15 protein-coding genes are annotated in these 16,937 nt (G+C 67.2%); 2 read left to right on the forward strand and 13 right to left on the reverse strand.

From position 1 onward, the window contains the following. The first annotated feature begins 166 nt into the window (after positions 1-166). Positions 167-1,054: a hypothetical protein gene (locus tag ACFQU0_RS21375; RefSeq protein ID WP_382204218.1), complete on the forward strand. Its 888-nt coding sequence runs from the start codon at positions 167-169 to the stop codon at positions 1,052-1,054. Here ACFQU0_RS21375 and ACFQU0_RS21380 read toward each other — a convergent pair. Then, positions 1,032-1,493 (reverse strand): GatB/YqeY domain-containing protein, encoded by a 462-nt coding sequence (locus ACFQU0_RS21380; RefSeq protein ID WP_382204220.1) that lies wholly within the window; start codon positions 1,491-1,493, stop codon positions 1,032-1,034. The two genes, ACFQU0_RS21375 and ACFQU0_RS21380, sit on opposite strands and share 23 nt — an antisense overlap. Before the next feature lie 108 nt (positions 1,494-1,601). Continuing rightward, entirely contained in the window at positions 1,602-1,814 is a 213-nt protein-coding gene (gene rpsU / locus ACFQU0_RS21385; protein WP_056273869.1) for a 30S ribosomal protein S21, read from the reverse strand. Positions 1,815-2,005: 191 nt separating this feature from the next. Here rpsU and pap point away from each other — a divergent pair, with 191 nt between their 5' ends. Further along, the gene (gene pap, locus ACFQU0_RS21390; protein ID WP_382204222.1) at positions 2,006-3,493 is read left to right on the forward strand and encodes a polyphosphate:AMP phosphotransferase; all 1,488 of its coding nucleotides are present in this window, start codon (positions 2,006-2,008) and stop codon (positions 3,491-3,493) included. A gap of 1 nt (position 3,494) precedes the next feature. Here pap and ACFQU0_RS21395 read toward each other — a convergent pair whose 3' ends face one another. The 11 genes from ACFQU0_RS21395 to nirB form a co-directional block, all read right to left on the reverse strand. Further along, positions 3,495-4,706, reverse strand: a complete 1,212-nt coding sequence (locus ACFQU0_RS21395) for a BaiN/RdsA family NAD(P)/FAD-dependent oxidoreductase (RefSeq protein WP_382204224.1) — start codon at positions 4,704-4,706, stop codon at positions 3,495-3,497. A 27-nt stretch (positions 4,707-4,733) separates the two neighbouring features. Further along, entirely contained in the window at positions 4,734-7,463 is a 2,730-nt protein-coding gene (locus ACFQU0_RS21400) for a diguanylate cyclase domain-containing protein (RefSeq protein WP_382204226.1), read from the reverse strand. A gap of 16 nt (positions 7,464-7,479) precedes the next feature. Beyond that, positions 7,480-7,872 (reverse strand): phosphonate transporter, encoded by a 393-nt coding sequence (locus tag ACFQU0_RS21405; protein WP_382204228.1) that lies wholly within the window; start codon positions 7,870-7,872, stop codon positions 7,480-7,482. Between the two features lie 123 nt (positions 7,873-7,995). Then, positions 7,996-8,616: a type IV pili methyl-accepting chemotaxis transducer N-terminal domain-containing protein gene (locus ACFQU0_RS21410; protein ID WP_382204230.1), complete on the reverse strand. Its 621-nt coding sequence runs from the start codon at positions 8,614-8,616 to the stop codon at positions 7,996-7,998. A 71-nt stretch (positions 8,617-8,687) separates the two neighbouring features. Continuing rightward, positions 8,688-9,008 (reverse strand): helix-turn-helix domain-containing protein, encoded by a 321-nt coding sequence (locus ACFQU0_RS21415; protein WP_382204232.1) that lies wholly within the window; start codon positions 9,006-9,008, stop codon positions 8,688-8,690. Beyond that, positions 8,998-9,279, reverse strand: a complete 282-nt coding sequence (locus tag ACFQU0_RS21420) for a BrnT family toxin (protein WP_382204234.1) — start codon at positions 9,277-9,279, stop codon at positions 8,998-9,000. Before ACFQU0_RS21420 ends, ACFQU0_RS21415 begins: the two co-directional genes overlap by 11 nt. A gap of 68 nt (positions 9,280-9,347) precedes the next feature. After that, positions 9,348-10,130: a uroporphyrinogen-III C-methyltransferase gene (gene cobA, locus ACFQU0_RS21425; protein WP_382204236.1), complete on the reverse strand. Its 783-nt coding sequence runs from the start codon at positions 10,128-10,130 to the stop codon at positions 9,348-9,350. Continuing rightward, positions 10,127-11,053 carry a DNA-binding protein YbiB gene (gene ybiB / locus ACFQU0_RS21430; RefSeq protein ID WP_382204238.1) on the reverse strand — a complete coding sequence of 309 codons (927 nt, stop codon included), beginning with the start codon at positions 11,051-11,053 and terminating at the stop codon, positions 10,127-10,129. The genes cobA and ybiB overlap by 4 nt, the downstream gene beginning before the upstream one ends. Positions 11,054-11,089: 36 nt before the next feature. Beyond that, positions 11,090-13,924 carry a nitrate reductase gene (locus tag ACFQU0_RS21435; protein ID WP_382204240.1) on the reverse strand — a complete coding sequence of 945 codons (2,835 nt, stop codon included), beginning with the start codon at positions 13,922-13,924 and terminating at the stop codon, positions 11,090-11,092. A gap of 16 nt (positions 13,925-13,940) precedes the next feature. Beyond that, positions 13,941-14,348: a nitrite reductase small subunit NirD gene (nirD, locus tag ACFQU0_RS21440; RefSeq protein WP_382204242.1), complete on the reverse strand. Its 408-nt coding sequence runs from the start codon at positions 14,346-14,348 to the stop codon at positions 13,941-13,943. Beyond that, entirely contained in the window at positions 14,345-16,849 is a 2,505-nt protein-coding gene (nirB, locus tag ACFQU0_RS21445) for a nitrite reductase large subunit NirB (protein ID WP_382204244.1), read from the reverse strand. The genes nirD and nirB overlap by 4 nt, the downstream gene beginning before the upstream one ends. Positions 16,850-16,937 lie beyond the last annotated feature (88 nt).

Here is a 16,937-nt window from a genome sequence, read left to right on the forward strand (position 1 = left end):
GCCCCTTGGACAAACCGTTTTTGAACCCGCCCCAGGGGGTGCGCACCAGCCATCTGGCTCGGTTTCGCCATCACTTGCCCATGCCTTGGCGAGCGGACCCGTGCGGCGGCTGGTCTGTCATTCGGTGGTGCCAGGCTGTGTCACATGTGTGGCGGAGGGCGTGGAGGTGATGGGGTCGGCGGCCCAAGCTTTGCGTCCCGATGCAACGGCCACCGCCCCCAGCGCCGACGAAGCCTGTCAGCAGGCGTTGCATCGGGCGATGGCGCGGCATGCCGCCGGGTTCTGGGATGCGGAGGCGTTGACCAAGCACCCGCCTCAGCCACCGCACGGCACTGGCCCAGGGCCTTGGGTGCGCATGTGGGCGGGTGATGAACAGCGGCGTGACGTCTGGATGCCGGCGGCGCGGGTTTACGCGCCCTTCCGACTCGCCAACGGTCGCGTGGTGGGCGACCTGGATGGCTTGGCCTGTGCCGACGCGCTGGCGGCAGCCAGGTCGGCCGCGCAGCATCAGCAGATCAAACGGCGTGCGATGTTGCCGCTTTGGCAGGCATTGGCGCGCCAGCAGCGTGCCGCCTCAGCCCCGCAGCCGGCCGACGGTGTGCGCGATCTGATCGTGTGCCATTCACACGGTTTGTCCGTGGCCATCAGTTTTCAATGGTCGCGCAGCGGGCCGCTGTTTGGCGTCGCGGGCGTGGGCTGCGCGGCCAATGACGACAAGGCGCTGGCGCTGGCGCGCAGCGACCGGATGCACTCCGAGGCCTTGCTGCGTTTGCAGCAAGCGGGTGTGTGGGGCGGGCTGCCTGAGGCGTGTCCACCTGGTTTGGACGACCACGTCCACCGGCTGGCCTGGCGCCAGGACGAGGCTTTGGCCATGGCCACTTTGGTCGGACGCTGGCGGGCCCGCGCGCGGCCCACGGGCGGGGCGGTTCAGCGCTCGGCCTTGGCCTGGGCCGACCTTACTCCAGCCGCCTTGCGCGAGGCTGGCTTGTGGGTGGTGCGCGCCTTGTGGCTGGACGGCGAGGGCGGTGCGCTCAACCGGCCAACGCCGCTTTGACCGCTGCGCTGACTTGGCCCATGTCGGCTTTGCCGGCCAGCTTCTGTTTGACAGCGCCCATGACCTTGCCCATGTCGCCCGGGCCCACAACACGTCCCAGTTCGGCGCCCAGCTCCGTGACGATGGACTTGACCTCGGCTGCCACCTCGTCGGCACTCAGGCGCGCTGGCAGGTAGGCTTGCAGCACCAGCAACTCCGCCTGCTCCTGGTCCACCAGGTCCTGGCGGTCGGCTTTCTGGAAGGCTTCGATGGAGTCTTTGCGCTGCTTGACCAGTTTGTCCACGATGGCGATGACCGCGGCGTCGTCCAGTGTGATGCGCTCGTCCACTTCCTTCTGCTTCATGGCCGCCTGCAACAGGCGGATGGTGCCCAGGCGCGCCGAATCCTTGGCGCGCATGGCGGTTTTCATGTCTTCGGTGATCTGGTCCTTGAGTGCCATGGTGTGTCTCGCGGTGTGGGGAATGGGATTCAGAAACAAAAAAGCCCGCCTGAGCGTCCTCCAGCGGGCTTGTTCGCAGGGCCACCTCAGCGGTGGCACCGGCGGTGCTCAGTACAGCTTCTTGGGCAGCTGCATGGAGCGCACACGCTTGTAGTGGCGCTTGACGGCAGCAGCCTTCTTGCGCTTGCGCTCGGCGGTGGGCTTTTCGTAGAACTCGCGGGCACGCAGATCGGTCAGCAGGCCCAGTTTTTCGATGGTGCGCTTGAAGCGACGCAGTGCGACGTCAAACGGCTCGTTGTCTTTAACGCGGATGGTGGTCATTAGCTAATGGTTTCAAAATGGAGCACCGGGTAGATCAAGCCCTGTGCCGGGAGCATTTTCCCGAGGTGTTTCCCCGTCTGTGAAAAGTATTGGCCGACGGGGTTTGCCAGAAAAGCCCAGCATTATAGCGCGAGTGGCGCGCTTGTCACGCCCTGCTACAGTGCCCGTTCACCCACACCCGGAGGATGCCTGTGTTCGAATCGGCAGAAATTGGCCACCAGATCGACAAAGCCAGTTACAAGCGCGAGGAGCCTCAGCTGCGCGAGGCCCTGCTGGGTGCGCAGTACGAGCTGTTGCGCCAGGCCCGCGCAGCGGTGGTGGTGCTCGTCAATGGTGTGCCGGGTGCCGGCAAAGGCGAGACGGTCAACCTGTTCAACGAGTGGATGGACCCGCGCCACATCCGCACCGAGGCCTTTGGCCCGGCCGGCAGCGATGGGCGCCCTGACATGTGGCGTTTTTGGCAGGTGTTGCCGCCCAAGGGGCACATTGGCATCTTGTTTGGGTCTTGGTACACCGACCCACTGACCGATCATGTCGTCGGGCATGACAAACACGACCGTTTTCTTCACCGGTTGGAGCGCATACGGCAGTTCGAGCAGATGCTGGTGTCCGAAGGGGTGGTGTTGCTCAAGCTGTGGTTCCACCTGTCCAAAAAAGCCGCCAAGGCGCGCTTCAAGCTGCTCGAATCCGATCCCAAGACCGCCTGGCGCGTGACCACCCAGGAGTGGAACCACCTCAAGCAACACGACCAGTGGGTGGTGGCCAGCGAAGAAGCCTTGCGCAAGACCAGCACCGGCGACGCGCCCTGGCGTGTGATCGAAGGCGCTGACCCCGCCTACCGTTCGTTGACGGCGGGGCGGCTGCTGTTGGATGCTCTCAACGCCAGTCTCAAGGCCAAGCCGGCCGTGCCGGAGCGGGTGACCACGGCCACACCGGCGGCCTTGTCCGCCCCCGCACTGGACGGGCTGAGCCTGCTGGCCGCACAAGACTACGGCCGCCACCTGTCCCGCAAACGGTATGAAGACCAACTGGAGCTGCTGCAAGGCCGCCTCAATGGCCTGAGCCGCCGCCTCGAGACGCAGCAGCGCTCATTGGTGCTGGTGTTCGAGGGCATGGACGCCGCAGGCAAAGGCAGCACCTTGCGCCGCGTCACCCAGTCCCTGGACGCCCGGCACTACCGCGTGGTGCCGGTGGCCGCGCCGAACGAGAACGAACGTGCCCAGCCGTACCTGTGGCGTTTCTGGCGCTACATCCCGCACCAGGGCCACATGACGCTGTTCGACCGCTCCTGGTACGGCCGTGTGCTGGTCGAGCGGGTCGAGGGCTTTTGCACCGAGGCCGCCTGGATGCGCGCCTACGGTGAAATCAACGAGTTCGAGGAACAGCTCAGCGAGGCCGGCGCCGTGGTGGTCAAGTTCTGGCTGGCCATCACGCCCGAGGAGCAGTTGCGCCGTTTCGAGGAACGCAAAAACACCGCCCACAAACAGTACAAAATCACCGAGGACGACTGGCGCAACCGCGCCAAGTGGCCGCTGTACGCCCAGGCCGTGGGCGACATGATCGACCGCACCTCGACCCGCACCTCGCCCTGGCACGTGATCGCGTCCGACGACAAGCTGTGGTCACGCATCGAGGTGCTGCGCACCTTGTGCGAGCGGCTGGAGGCCGCGCTGAACTGATTCAGCCGCGTGCGGCGAGCGCCTGGGCGCAGGCATATGCGCTGGCCCACGCCCACTGGAAGTTGTAGCCGCCGAGCCAGCCCGTCACGTCCACCACCTCGCCGATGAAGTACAGCCCGGGCTGCTGGGATTCCATGGTCTGTGACGACAAGGCTTTGGTGTCCACGCCGCCGGCCATCACCTCGGCCTTGCGGTAGCCCTCGGTGCCGGTGGGTGTGAGCTGCCAGCGCTGCAGGCCTTCGGCCAGCCGGGCCAGGGCCTTGTCGGGCACCTCATTCGTGGGGCGTTGCAGCAGCGGGTCTTGTGCGGCCCAGGTGTCCGCGAGGCGACTGGGCAGCAGGCTAGACAACTCGTTGGCCAGCAGGCGCCGGCTGGACAACTTGCGCTCGGTCAGCGTGTGAAGCAGGTTCACGCCTGGCAGCAGGTCCAGGCGCAAGGGCTGGCCTTCGCGCCAGTAGCTCGAAATCTGCAGCACCGCCGGGCCCGACAGGCCCCGGTGCGTGAACAGCAGGTCTTCGTCGAAAGCGCCCTTGGTTTTTTTGTCGCCGGTTTCGATGTGCACGGGCAAGGCCAGACCGGCCAGTTCGGCAAACGGCGCCCAGGCCTGCTCGTCGAAGGTCAGGGGCACCAGGGCGGGCCGGGTGGGCACCACGGGCAACTCAAACTGCCGGGCGATGCGCAGGCCCCAGTCGGTGGCACCGATTTTGGGAATAGGCAGACCGCCGGTGGCCACCACCAGGGCCGGTGCGCGCACGCTGCCTTGGCCCGTCTCCAGGGTGTAGCCATCCGCGCCATGGGCCACCGCCTTCACCGCGCAGGGCTGCCAGCGGGTCACGCCGCCGGTTTCGCATTCGCGCAGCAACACCTTGATCAGGTCCTCGGCCGAACGGTCACAAAAGAGCTGGCCCTTGTGTTTTTCGTGGAAGGGCACGCCGTGCCGCTGCAGCAGGGCGGTGAAGTCGGTGGGGGTGTAGCGCGACAGCGCCGAGCGGCAGAAGTGCGGGTTCTCGCCCAGGTAGTGTTTCTGCGGCGCGCGGGGATCGAGGTCGCGGTTGGTGAAGTTGGCACGGCCACCACCGGAGATGCGGATTTTTTCAGCCACTTTGTCCGCGTGGTCGATCAGCAAGACCCGCTGCCCCAACTGCCCGGCCACACCGGCACAGAACAGGCCGGCCGCGCCGGCACCCACGATCACCACGTCGAAATCAAGCATGCGGGCAGTGTAGCCAGCGCGGCGGTGTCAGGTGGGGGGCGTTGGCGGCACAAACACGTCGCGGCCACGGCCACTGTCCTTGGCGCGGTACAGGCCCCGGTCGGCACGCTGCCACAGGGTGTCGGCGGTGTCGTTGGCGTCGGCCTGGGCGATGCCGGTGGAGAAGCCAATGTGCACGCCTGGGGGCAGGTGGGGCAGGGTGTCGGCGGCGAACAGCGAGCGCAACTCGTTGACCACGCGCAGTGCGCCTTCATGGCCGGTGTCGGTGAGCACCAGCAGGAATTCTTCGCCGCCGATGCGACCTACCGCGTCGCGCTGGCGCACCGACTGCGCCAGCCGCTGCGAGAAGCCCACCAGCACCTGATCGCCCACCGCGTGGCCGTGCTGGTCGTTGATGGCCTTGAATTCGTCCAGGTCGATCAGCACCACCGTCAAGGGCCGGTTGGAAGTTTGTGCCAGTGCCAGCAGGGACTGCAGGCGCTCGAACACGAAGCGCCTGTTGGGCAGTTCGGTCAGCGGGTCGGTGATGGCTGCCAGCATGGCGGCGTCGCGCGCGCGGCGCAGGTCGGCTTCGGTCGATTTGAGGCTGGTCACGTCGGTGGACACACACAACTGCCAGCCATCGGGCCGGGTTTCTTCGGTCACGCGCAGCCAGCGCCCATCGGCGATGTCGGACTCGAAGCGGCGCAGCGGCTGCTGTCGGTAGCGCTTGCGCACGTCGGTCAGCCAGCCATCGATGTCCGCCGTGTCGATCAGAAGGCCCTTGCGGCTGCGGTAGGCCTCGCGCATCACCTCTTCCCACGTGGGTGTGCCCTCCGGCCGATCCCAGTACAGGCTGCGGTACGACTGGTTGGCGTACGCCAGCCGCTCTTGGGGGTCGAAAACCGCCACCGCCAGTTGCGAGTGGTCCAGCAATTCCTGCAGGCGGGTGCAGGCGAACGGGCTGGGCAGCCCGCTGGCTGGGGGCGCAGCCGGCATGGGCGCCGCGGGCGCGGTGGGGCGGGCTTGTTGCCGCAGCCAGTCGGTGGCTTGTGCCTCCGTCAGCGGCCGGCCGTACAGGTAGCCCTGCCCCTTGTCGCATTGCAAGGCCTGCAGCAACTGGGCCTGGCCCGGCGTTTCCACACCCTCGGCCACCGTTCGCATGCCCAGGGTGCGGGCCACGCGCACGGTGGCCTGCACCAGCACGCGGTGGTATTCGCTGGATTCGAGCTGGCTCACGAAGGACCGATCGATCTTGACCACGTCCACCGGCAACTGGTGCAGGCTGGCCAGCGACGAGTAGCCCGTGCCGAAGTCGTCCAGCGCCAGCGTGAGGCCCAGGCCCTTGAGCTCGCGCAGGCGCGCCTGCACGCTTTCGTCCTGGGCCGCGAGGCTTTCGGTCACTTCCAACTGCAAGCAGGCCGGCGGCATGCCAGCGCCGCGCAAAACCTCGGCCACCTCGTCCGGCAGGGTGGGGTTGCTCAGTTGCGCGCGTGAGAGGTTGACCGACATCAGCCCAGGCGCCTGGTGGCCCAAGGTCTGGCGCCATTGCACAAAACAGGTGCAGGCGGCACGCAGCACAAAGGCCGACACCGGGCCGATCAGGCCACTCTCCTCCGCGATGGGAATGAAGTCCGCCGGCGACACCAGGCCGCGCACCGGGTGGTTCCAGCGCACCAGGGCCTCCATGCCAGCGGCTTCCATCGAACCCAGCCGCACAATCGGTTGGTACACCACATACAACTGGCCGGCCTGCACCGCCTGGCGCAAGTCATCTTCCACCACGCCACGCCACCAGGCGCGTTCGCGCATCTCGGCGGTGAAGACCTTGTGCCGCGCACCTCCGGCCAGTTTGGCCTCGCGCATGGCCAGGCTGGCTTCCTGCAGCACCGCGTCGCCGTTGGGTTGTTGGCCGTGGCCCAGGGTCACGCCCACGCTGACCGAGGCGAACACCGGCTCGTTGCCGATGCGGTAGGGTTTGCCCAGCACTTCCACGACCCGCGCCGCCAGGCCGCTGGCGTCGGCGGGGTGGCGCAGGTCTTCCATCACCACCACAAACTCGTCGCCGCTCAGGCGCACCGGTGTGTGTTTGCCGTCGCCGGTGCGGGCCACGGCGTCGCCCAGGCGCACCATGCCCATCAGGCGGGCGGCCATCTGGCGCAGCAACTCGTCGCCGCCGGCCTGGCCCATGGTGACGTTGATGCGGTTGAACCGGTCGCCATTGACGAAGAGCACCGCAAACGCCGCCCCATCGGGCTGGCGGGCGGCGTGCAACGCGGCCTCGATGCGCTCCAGCGCCACCGAGCGGTTGGGCAGCGAGGTCAGGGTGTCGATCCGTGCCGCATCGCGAAGGCGGTCCTCCAGGCGGCGCTGTTCGGCCTGCTCCAGCAGCGACACGTCGCTGAGGCTGGCCATCAGCTTGTCGGCCGCCAGCCGCACCAGACGCAACTCCAGCGTGGTGGTGCTGGGCTGTGCGCGTGTCGCGTGTCCGTTGGTGTGCCCGTTGGGCAAGGGCAGGTGGATGCGCAAGGCCTCGCACACCGGGCCGGGGGCGCCGCCGTTGTCGTGCAGCAGGGGGCGCAGCTGCGGCGCCACCGGGTCCAGCACGTCCAGCAAATTGCCCAACTGGCCGTCAGGCGCCAGTGGCATCAACAGCTGCGCGGCCATCGGGTTGATCAGGGTGATGTCACCCTCGGCATCGGTCTGCACCAGCCCCACCGGGGACTGGTAGAGAAACTGCAGCAGCGCCTCCAGCTCGTTGTCGACGCCGTCTTGCATAGGCACCCTCGTCGCGTCAGGTGGATCGGTCCACCAGCACAAAACGCTGGGCCAGACCGGGTTGATAAAGCAGGCGCAGCCGCACCTTGACGGGGCGCATGCGCAGGGTCAACACGTAGGCGAGGGTGTCGTCCAGCGCGAGCTGCTCAGCCACGGCGTCTTCAAAACGCTGGGCCACCATGAAGTTGTTCATGCACGGCGCCACCACGGTGAACAGCGGCTGGCCCACCACCCGCTCGCGCGAGAGCCCCGCGGCCTCGGATTCAAACCGGTTGTAGCGCCGCACCAGCCCCAGGCTGTCCATGCCGATCACGCCGAAGTCCAGCGTGTCAAGCTCGGCGTCGGTGGCTGTGTGCAGGGCCGTGACGAGGCCCGGTTCGGAGAAGTTCAGAGCGGCGGTCGGACTCATGGCGGGTGCGTGGGTGGTCGGTGGCGCTGGCTCTGTGCAAAGCGCAAAAGTGAAAAATCATTATAGGAACGGCCGCCGCCGTGTGCACCTCGTGGGTGCAATGTCCTCCAACCCCGCCCGACCTCAGCGTGTGGCCAGCGCCATGCCCTTGCGTGCCAGGGTGTCCACCTCGGTACTGATGGTGGACAGGGTGGACGCCACCACGGCGAACTCGCGGCCCACGCTGCCCGCCCGCGCGGCGATCACCTGGGCGTTGAAGGACACCACCTTGGCTTCCCGCGCGACGGACTGGATATCGCCCACGATGCCACGCAGCTCCTTCATCAGCGAAGCCTCTTTGCGGGTGCTGATCTGGTCGAAGGCGGTGGTGGCGGTGTTGAGCGCGGTCAGCACCTCGTCGATGTGGTCCACCAGCCAGGCCAAGGCGCGGGCCTGCAGCGGGCCCGGCGCCAGGGCGTCTTTGGCTTGCGTGATGAAGCTGTCGATGAGCCGCTGCACGCCGCCTGGGCCTTGGTAAACCGCCTGCAGCGCGGCGGCGTCGGTGGCGGGTAACCGGCCCAGGGTGTTCAGCAACTGCGCCTGGCTGTCGGCGAACAGCTTCAGCGTCGCTTGCGCGGCCTGTTCCATGCCGTCGCGGCCCTGCGCCGCCAGCAGGATTTGCAGCGCCAGGCGCTGCGACAGCATGCGCTGGCGTGCCGCGAGGTTGACCAAGGAGATGTCGTTGGTGGCGGGCAGGTGGGTCATGGTGCGAGGAGGTCAGGCTGCGTGCCTCACACCTGCAAGTGCCGTGCCTGAAATGGCCAGAAAGGCTCGCATCAATGCAGGGCGGCCAGAGCGGCTTCGGGGGCTTTGTCCAGCACTTTGAGCAATGCGTGGGCCGCCCCTGTGGGGCTGCGTTTGCCCTGTTCCCAGTTGCGTATGGTTTCGGGCGACACACCGATGCGGCGGGCGAATTCGGCCTGGCTGAAACCCAGGCGCCGCCGCACGCGGCGGGCGAATTTGGCGGCGTCCTGTTGGGCCAGCGCTTCATCCTGAGCGGCCTGTCTGGCGAGGTCAACCTCGCTGGTGGCATCCAGCCTGGACAGGTCCACACGTCCGCTGCTTGCACCCGTGTGCGTGGCGGGTTCAATCTTCACGCGTACCGTTTTCATACTGCTTGACCTCTCGTGTGTTGGCTTTGCGGGCCGAGATGATTCGGGTGGCCTGAGGACGCGATGTGTACACCAGCACAAAAACCCGGGTGTCGATGCGGCCGAGCAAACGGAAGCGGTCTTCTCCGTAGCTGCGTCGCAGATCGGGGCTGATCAAGCGGTCCGGATCGAAGAAGGCTTGCGCGGCATACGCAAAGTCAAAACCCCGCTCCACAAAACAGGCGTCGCTTTTGGCCCCATCCCATTCGAAATCCATGGCGAAGTGTAGGCCATTGGCCTATAGACGACAAGGCCAATGTCGGCAGAAGTGCTTCGTGCGCGTGTTCAGGCGGCTTGCCGTGCCTGTTGTGCGGTTTTGTGCGAGGCGGCGGCCACACCGGCCGTCACGTCCCCCACCACCATCACCGCCGGGCTGCCCATGCCTTGCTCGCGCACGGTGTGTGCCAGATCGCCCAGCGTGCAGAAGGCCTCGCGCTGATGCGGCAGGCTGGCGTGTTGCACGATGGCCACCGGGGTGCTGGTGGGCAGGCCGGCCAGCAGGCCGCCCGCGATGTGTTCCACACCGCTCACGCCCATGTAGATCACCAGCGTGAGCTTGGCAGCCTTCGCGGTGGTGGCCAGGGCGGCCCAGTCGGTGCCGTCGTCACCAGGTTTGGCATGGCCGGTGACGAAGACGACGCCGTGGGCGTGGTTGCGGTGGGTCAGGGGCACGTTCAGCGAAGTGACGGCGGCGAGGCCCGCCGTGATGCCATTGACCACCAACACCGCGATGCCTTCGCGCTGCAGGCTTTCCACTTCCTCGCCGCCTCGGCCGAAGATGAAGGGGTCGCCGCCCTTGAGGCGCACCACGGTTTCACCCTCGCGCGCGGCCATGACCATGAGTTTTTCGATGAAGGCCTGAGGCGTGCTTTTGCAGCCGCCACGTTTGCCGACGTGCACGATGCGGGCGCTTGGGCTGGCGTGTTCCAGCACGGCCGGGTTGACCAGGTCGTCGACCAGCAGCACGGTGGCCCGTTGTATGGCTTTGACGGCCTTGAGGGTGAGCAGCTCGGGGTCGCCCGGGCCGGCGCCGACCAGGGTCACGGTGGGGGCGAAAGGGGTGGTCATGGCGTGGCCTTGGCGGGTTGAAGTTGGGCGTGAATTTGGGTGTGAATTTGCAAGATGTGTTCCACCTGTGCGGCCAGCGGCGCGGGCACGGGCAGGTCGCCATCCAGCACGGCGCGGGTGTAGCGGGCGGTGGCCTCGGCGTCCGGTGCGGGCAGGTCGGGCAGTTGTTGCAGCGAGCCTGCCTGGATGTCCTGCAGGCGCTGGCGCTGGCCGGCCACAAAGCCGTCCATCTGCGGCGCGCGGCGCGGGTCGGCCACCGGTTCGCCTTCGGTGCCGCGCAGCAGCAGGGCATCGGCCTGGACGAGTTCGAAGGTCTGTGCCATCGACACGGCGTACTCGGGGTGGGTGTAGCTGCCCACCACCAGGGCGCGGCCCACGCAGGGGTTCATGAGTTTGACCAGGCTGTGTGCCGGGTTGCGCAGGCCGACCACGCGGCGCACGTCCAGCAGGCGCTTCAAACCGGGGCACAGTGTATCGGTGGGGGCCAGGCTCACCTGGCCCGCTGCCACAGCGGCGCCGGGCGCGATGCCCAACAGGCCCAGCACCGTGGGGGCGTGCACACGCACCGAATCGGTGGCCGCGCTGTGCACCAGCACGGGCAGGCCGCGCTGTGCCAGGAGCAGGGCCAGCAAGGGGGTGAGCACGGGCAGCTTGCGCGCGCCGTTGTAGCTGGGCAGCACCACGGGCAAGAGGTCGGCCGATCCCTGCAGCAGGGTGCGCTCTCGGGTGGCATCGAGAAACCCGGCCATCTCTTCGGGGGTTTCGCCCTTGATGCGCATGGCCAGGCAGAAGGCGCCCACCTCCAGATCGGTCACGGCGCCGTCCAGCACCTGGCCGAACAGGTCGGTCGCATGTTCGCGCGACAACGCCCGGGCGCCGTCCTTGCCGCGCCCGATCTCCTTGATGTAGTGGCTGATCCCCATGGTGCGCGATTGTCCCGCAGTGCAAATGACTTTGGCTTATATGGCGGCTGTCGCCACAGGCGGCGTGGCCCGCACCAGGCGGCGCAGTTCGGGCACGCAGGAGCCGCAGTTGGTGCCACATTTCAGTGCGCCCTGCAGGTTGGCCAGGCGCTGGTCCTCGTTGCCCGCGTTCCCTTGCAGTTGTGTGGTGATGGCGGGTTCGTTCACGTTGAAGCAGGTGCAGACCTGGCGGCCCTTGGCCACCACAGCCACCGGCGCCTGGGCGCCCGGCATCAGCAGCAGGCGGCCGTAGCCGCCAGCGGGCAACTCGTCCTGCAGCACCGGCCGTATCCAGGCCTCGGCGCGGCTGTCGCCGGCCAGCACAAAACCCTGCACCGTGGTGGATTCGCCGTCGCGCACCAGGCGCACGCTGCGGCGCTGGCCCAGGCGGCGGTCGTGGTAGCGCAGTGTGTCGGACATGGCCAGCCCCAGCAGTTGTTCGATCTGGTCGATGAGCGCGGCGTCCGGTGGTTCGTGCGCAGCGGCGCGCAGCAACACGCCGGTGCGCTCCCTTCCAAAGGGCACACAGGCAGCGAACTCGAACGAAGGCATGAGCCCCCGCAGTTCGGTGAGCGTGCTGAGCGCCTGATCATCGGGCAGCCAGGCCATGGCCAGCAGCGTCCACGACAGATCGGCCTTCAGCACCTTGACCGCCGCGTGTTTGAGCTCGGGCTGTTTGGAGCTGGGGCAGTAGGCCGAGGTGGTGAGTGCGTTGACGCCGGCCAGGGGCTCGCCCACGCTGCTGCGACCGCTCAGGTACTCGGGCCCCCAGTGCATGGCGATGAAGGCTTGCGAGAGGCCCAGGCCGGTGTCGCCCTGCGCCGGCAGCACGATAGAGCCGCGTTTGCTGGTCACCTGCACCAGGTTGCCTTCTTTCAGGCCCCGACGTGCCATGTCTTGCGGGTGCAGTTGCACCGTGGGTTCGGCCACGTGGCCGAACAGGCGGCCCAGGGTGCCGGTGCGGGTCATGCCATGCCACTGGTCGCGCAGGCGGCCGGTGGTGAGCGAAAACGGAAAGCGCGATTCACGCGACTCGGCCAGCGGGCGGTGGGGCAGGGCGGCAAAGCGGGCGCGGCCGTCGGCGGTGGGGAAGACGCCGTTTTCGTACAGACGCGTGGTGCCCTGGGCGGCGCCCTCGGGTTGTGGCCACTGCTGGGGCTGGGCTTCCAGCTGGGCGTAGCTCATGCCGGTGATGTCGAGGTCGCGTCCGCGTGTGCTGTCGCGGTGCTCCAGCCACACGCTTTCGGGCGTGGGGTAGTCGAACAGGCTGGGCTGGCCGGGGCGCAGGCGGGCCTCCAGGCGTTGCGCCACGTCCACCGCGATAAGCCAGTCGTGCCGTGCCTCGCCGGCCGCCGGCAAGGCGGCGCGCACGCGGCTGATGCGGCGCTCGCTGTTGGTGACCGTGCCTTCCTTTTCGCCCCAGGTGGTGGCGGGCAGCAGCAGGTCGGCAAACTCGCAGGTGGCGGCGGTGGCGAAGGCCTCTTGCACGATGACAAATTCGGCGCGCTGCAGAGCCCGGCGCACGGTGGCTTGGTCGGGCATGGATTGCGCCGGGTTGGTGCAGGCGATCCACAGGGCCTTGATCTCGCCATCGGCGGCGGCCTGGAACATCTCCACCGCCGTCTTGCCGGGTTTTTCAGGCACAGCGGCCACACCCCACAGGGCCGCCACCTCGGCGCGGTGCGCGGGGTTGGCCAGGTCGCGGTGGGCGCTGAGCAGGTTGGCCAGGCCGCCCACCTCGCGGCCGCCCATGGCGTTGGGCTGGCCGGTCAGGCTGAAGGGGCCGGCGCCGGGCTTGCCAATTTGGCCGGTGGCCAGGTGCAGGTTGATCAGGGTGGCGTTTTTGGCCGTGCCGCTGCTGCTCTGGTTCAAGCCCTGGCAGTAGAGGCTGAGGGTGGCCGGCGAAGTGGCGAACCATTTCGCTGCGGTGAACAGATCCTCTTTTTTCAGCCCGCAGGTTTGTGCCACCGATTCCGGCGTGTATTCCCGCACCAGGGCCTTGAGTTCGTCGAAGCCGCTGGTGTGGGCCGCGATGTAGGCAGGGTCGGTCCAGCCTTCCCACAACATGATGTGCAGCAGGCCGTGGAACAGCGCCACGTCGCTGCCGGGCAGCAGGGGCAGGAAGAGGTCGGCCAGTTCGGCGGTGTCGGTGCGGCGCGGGTCGGCCACGATCACCTTCATGGCCGGGTTGGCGCGCTTGGCCTCTTCGATGCGGCGGAACAGGATGGGGTGGGCGTAGGCCGCGTTGCTGCCAACGATGAACAGGCACTGGGCGTGGTTGACGTCGTCGTAGCAGGCGGGGGGCGCGTCGGCGCCCAGGGTGAGTTTGTAGCCGGCCACCGCGCTGCTCATGCACAGGCGCGAGTTGGTGTCCACGTTGTTGGTGCCCAGCAGGCCCTTGGCCAGCTTGTTGAAGACGTAGTAGTCCTCGGTCAGCAACTGGCCGCTGAGGTACAGGCCGACGGCGTCGGGGCCATGGGCCTGCACGATGCCGGCAATGCGCTCGCTGGCCAGGTCCATGGCTGCGTCCCAGGGCATGGCCACCGGTGCCTGACCGCGCTGCAGCCGCCGCATGGGCTGCAGCAGCCGGGTCTGTCGCGTCACCTGCGGCGTGGCCGTGAGGTGCAGCGTGCTGCCCTTGGTGCAAAGTTTGCCGAAGTTGGCCGGGTGATCGGGGTCGCCGCGCACACCGGTGATCTGCGCGCCATCGGAGGCGATGATCACACCACAGCCAACGCCGCAGTAAGGACAGGTGGAGCGGGTTTCCGACTTGGGTCCCTCTCCCTCTGGGAGAGGGTAGGGGTGAGGGCTGTTGACGGAGCGGGTGTGCACGGCGCCTGCCCTCACCCTAGCCCTCTCCCAGGGGGAGAGGGGACAAAACACGGCGGGTTGGTCCGGCGATGGGACGGGTCAGATCGGTAGCGTGTGACGCCAACTGCGTGGCATCCAGGAACACCTGACCATCCTTCACCTTGACCACGAACTTGGGCGTGCAGCCTTCGTCGGGCGCGGCCGCCTGGCCGGTGCACAGGCCAATGGTCCAGTTGTGCAGCGGGCAGGCCACGCTGGTGCCGAAGACGATGCCCTGGCTCAGCGGTCCGCCCTTGTGCGGGCAGCGGTCGAGCAGGGCAAAAACTTCGTCCTGGTCGTTACGGAAAATGGCCACGTCCAGGCCGGCGTCGCGCGCCACACGGCGCGAGCCCAGCACCGGGATGTCCTCGACACGGCAGATGGGGGTCCAGTTGGCTTCGCTCATGCGGCGCTCCCTTCGGCTTGTGCCGTGACGGCGGGGTTGATCGGAATGAATTGCCGGGTGTCCACCGCGGCTTCCTGGAGGTCGAACCACGGGTCGGGTTCGCCGTCGAGCGCGAACTGCAACTGCTCCCACAGCGCCTTGCGGCCCTCGGCGTCTTCCAGGATCTTTTTCTTTACGTAATCGAGGCCCACGCGGTTGATGTAGTGCACCGTGCGCTCCAGGTACCAGCCTTCCAGGCGGTAGAGCTGCATGAAGGCGCCGGTGTACTCCATCACTTCCTCGGCGGTCTTGAGCTTGGCGAAGAAGTGCGCCACCTCGGTTTTGATGCCGCCGTTGCCGCCCACGTACATCTCCCAGCCGGATTCCACGCCGATGATGCCCACGTCCTTGATGCCGGCCTCGGCGCAGTTGCGCGGGCAGCCCGAGACGGCGAACTTCACCTTGTGTGGCGCGTACATGCGCCACATGGCGCGTTCCAGGTCCTTGCCCATCTGCGTGCTGTCTTGTGTGCCCATGCGGCACCACTCGCTGCCCACGCAGGTTTTCACCGTGCGCAGCGCTTTGGCGTAGGCGTGGCCGCTGGGCATGCCGATGTCCTTCCAGACGTTGACCAGGTCTTCCTTTTTCACGCCCAGCAGGTCGATGCGCTGGCCGCCGGTCACCTTGACGGTGGGGATCTGGTACTTGTCCACCGCATCGGCAATGCGGCGCAGCTCGTCGGCCGTGGTCTCGCCGCCCCACATGCGCGGGATCACGCTGTAGGTGCCATCCTTCTGGATATTGGCGTGGGCGCGTTCGTTGATGAAGCGGCTCTGCGGGTCGTCCTTGGCCTCCTTGGGCCAGGTGCTGATGAGGTAGTAGTTGATGGCCGGGCGGCAGCTGGCGCAGCCGTTGGGCGTCTTCCAGCCCAGGTGGGCAAACACCTGGGCCGAGGTCAGCAGCTTGCTGCCGTCGGCCAGGGGCGTGGCAATGGCTTCGCGCACCGCCGCGTGGCCGTGGTCGGTGCAGCCGCACATGGCCTTGAGCTTCGGGCTCGCCGAATAATCGCCACCGGCGGTGAACATCAAAATCTGCTCGACCAGGCCGGTGCAGGAGCCACACGAGGCGCTGGCCTTGGTGTGCTTGCGCACCTCTTCGAGCGTGAACAGGCCCTTGTCCTTGATGGCCTTGCAGATGGCGCCCTTCTTGACGCCGTTGCAACCGCAGACCTCGGCCTCGTCGGGCATGCTGGCGGCTTTGTTGTGGCCTTCGTGGCCCACGTCGCCGATGTTGGACTCGCCGAACATCAGTTTGTCGCGGATGTCGGCCACGCTGCGGCCTTCGCGCAGCAGCTTGAAGTACCACGAGCCGTCCACCGTGTCGCCGTAAAGGCAGGCGCCCACCAGCTTGTCGTTCTGGATCACCAGCTTCTTGTAGACGCCGCCGAAGGGGTCGCTCATCACGATCTCTTCTGCGCCATCGCCGCCCATGAAGTTGCCGGCCGAGAACAGGTCGATGCCGGTCACCTTGAGTTTGGTCGATGTGAGCGAGCCGGTGTAGCGGCCGATGCCGAACTCGGCCAGGTGTGTGGCCAGCACCTTGCCCTGCTCGAACAGCGGCGCCACCAGGCCGTAGGCAATGCCCCGGTGGGCCGCGCACTCGCCCACAGCGTAGATGCGCGGGTCGGTCACGGTCTGCAGGGTGTCGCTGACCACGATGCCGCGGTTGACGTGCAGGCGCATCTTTTCGGCCAACTCGGTGTTGGGGCGTATGCCCACGGCCATCACCACCAGGTCGGCCGGCACCTCGCTGCCGTCCTTGAACTTGACCGACTTGACGCGGCCACCTTTGCCCTCATCCTGGTCGCCCACCAGCTCCTGCGTGTTGGCGCCGATCAGGAACTTCATGCCCCGCTCTTCCAGCGATTTCTGCAGCAGCTTGCCCGCCACGTCGTCGAGCTGGCGCTCCATCAGCCAGGGCGAGACGTGCACCACGCTCACGCTCATGCCGCGTTTCATCAGGCCGTTGGCCGCTTCCAGGCCCAGCAGGCCGCCGCCGATGACCACCGCGTGTTTGTACTGCGCGGCGGCATCAATCATGGCCTGGGTGTCGGCGATGTCGCGGTAGGCCAGCGCGCCCTTCAAGTCTTTGCCGGGGATCGGCAGGATGAAGGGGTTGGAGCCGGTGGCCATGATCAGGCGGTCGTATTCGGCCGACACCTGCTCGCCAGCCGCGTTGACCGCGTGCACCACGCGCTTGACCCGGTCCACCTCGGTCACCTTGGTGCCGGCGTGCAGCGTGACGCCGTTGTCGCTGTACCAGGACCAGTCGTTGAGGACAATTTCCTCCAGCGTCTGCTCGCCAGCGAGCACCGGCGACAGCAGGATGCGGTTGTAGTTGGGGTGGGGCTCGGCGCCGAAAACCGTGATGTCGTAGAGGTCGGGAGCGATCTTGATCAGCTCCTCCAGCGTGCGCACGCCGGCCATGCCGTTGCCCACCATCACCAGTTTGGATTTCTTCATCGCGGCTGCTCCTGATTGTGTTTCGCCTGGAAACGAAAGAAGTCGTGGCGCACAGGCGGAAGGGCACACGCAGCGGCGCGGACCGGTC

The organism is Hydrogenophaga defluvii, from assembly GCF_042665235.1.
Classification (GTDB): Bacteria; Pseudomonadota; Gammaproteobacteria; order Burkholderiales; family Burkholderiaceae_C; genus Hydrogenophaga; species Hydrogenophaga defluvii_A.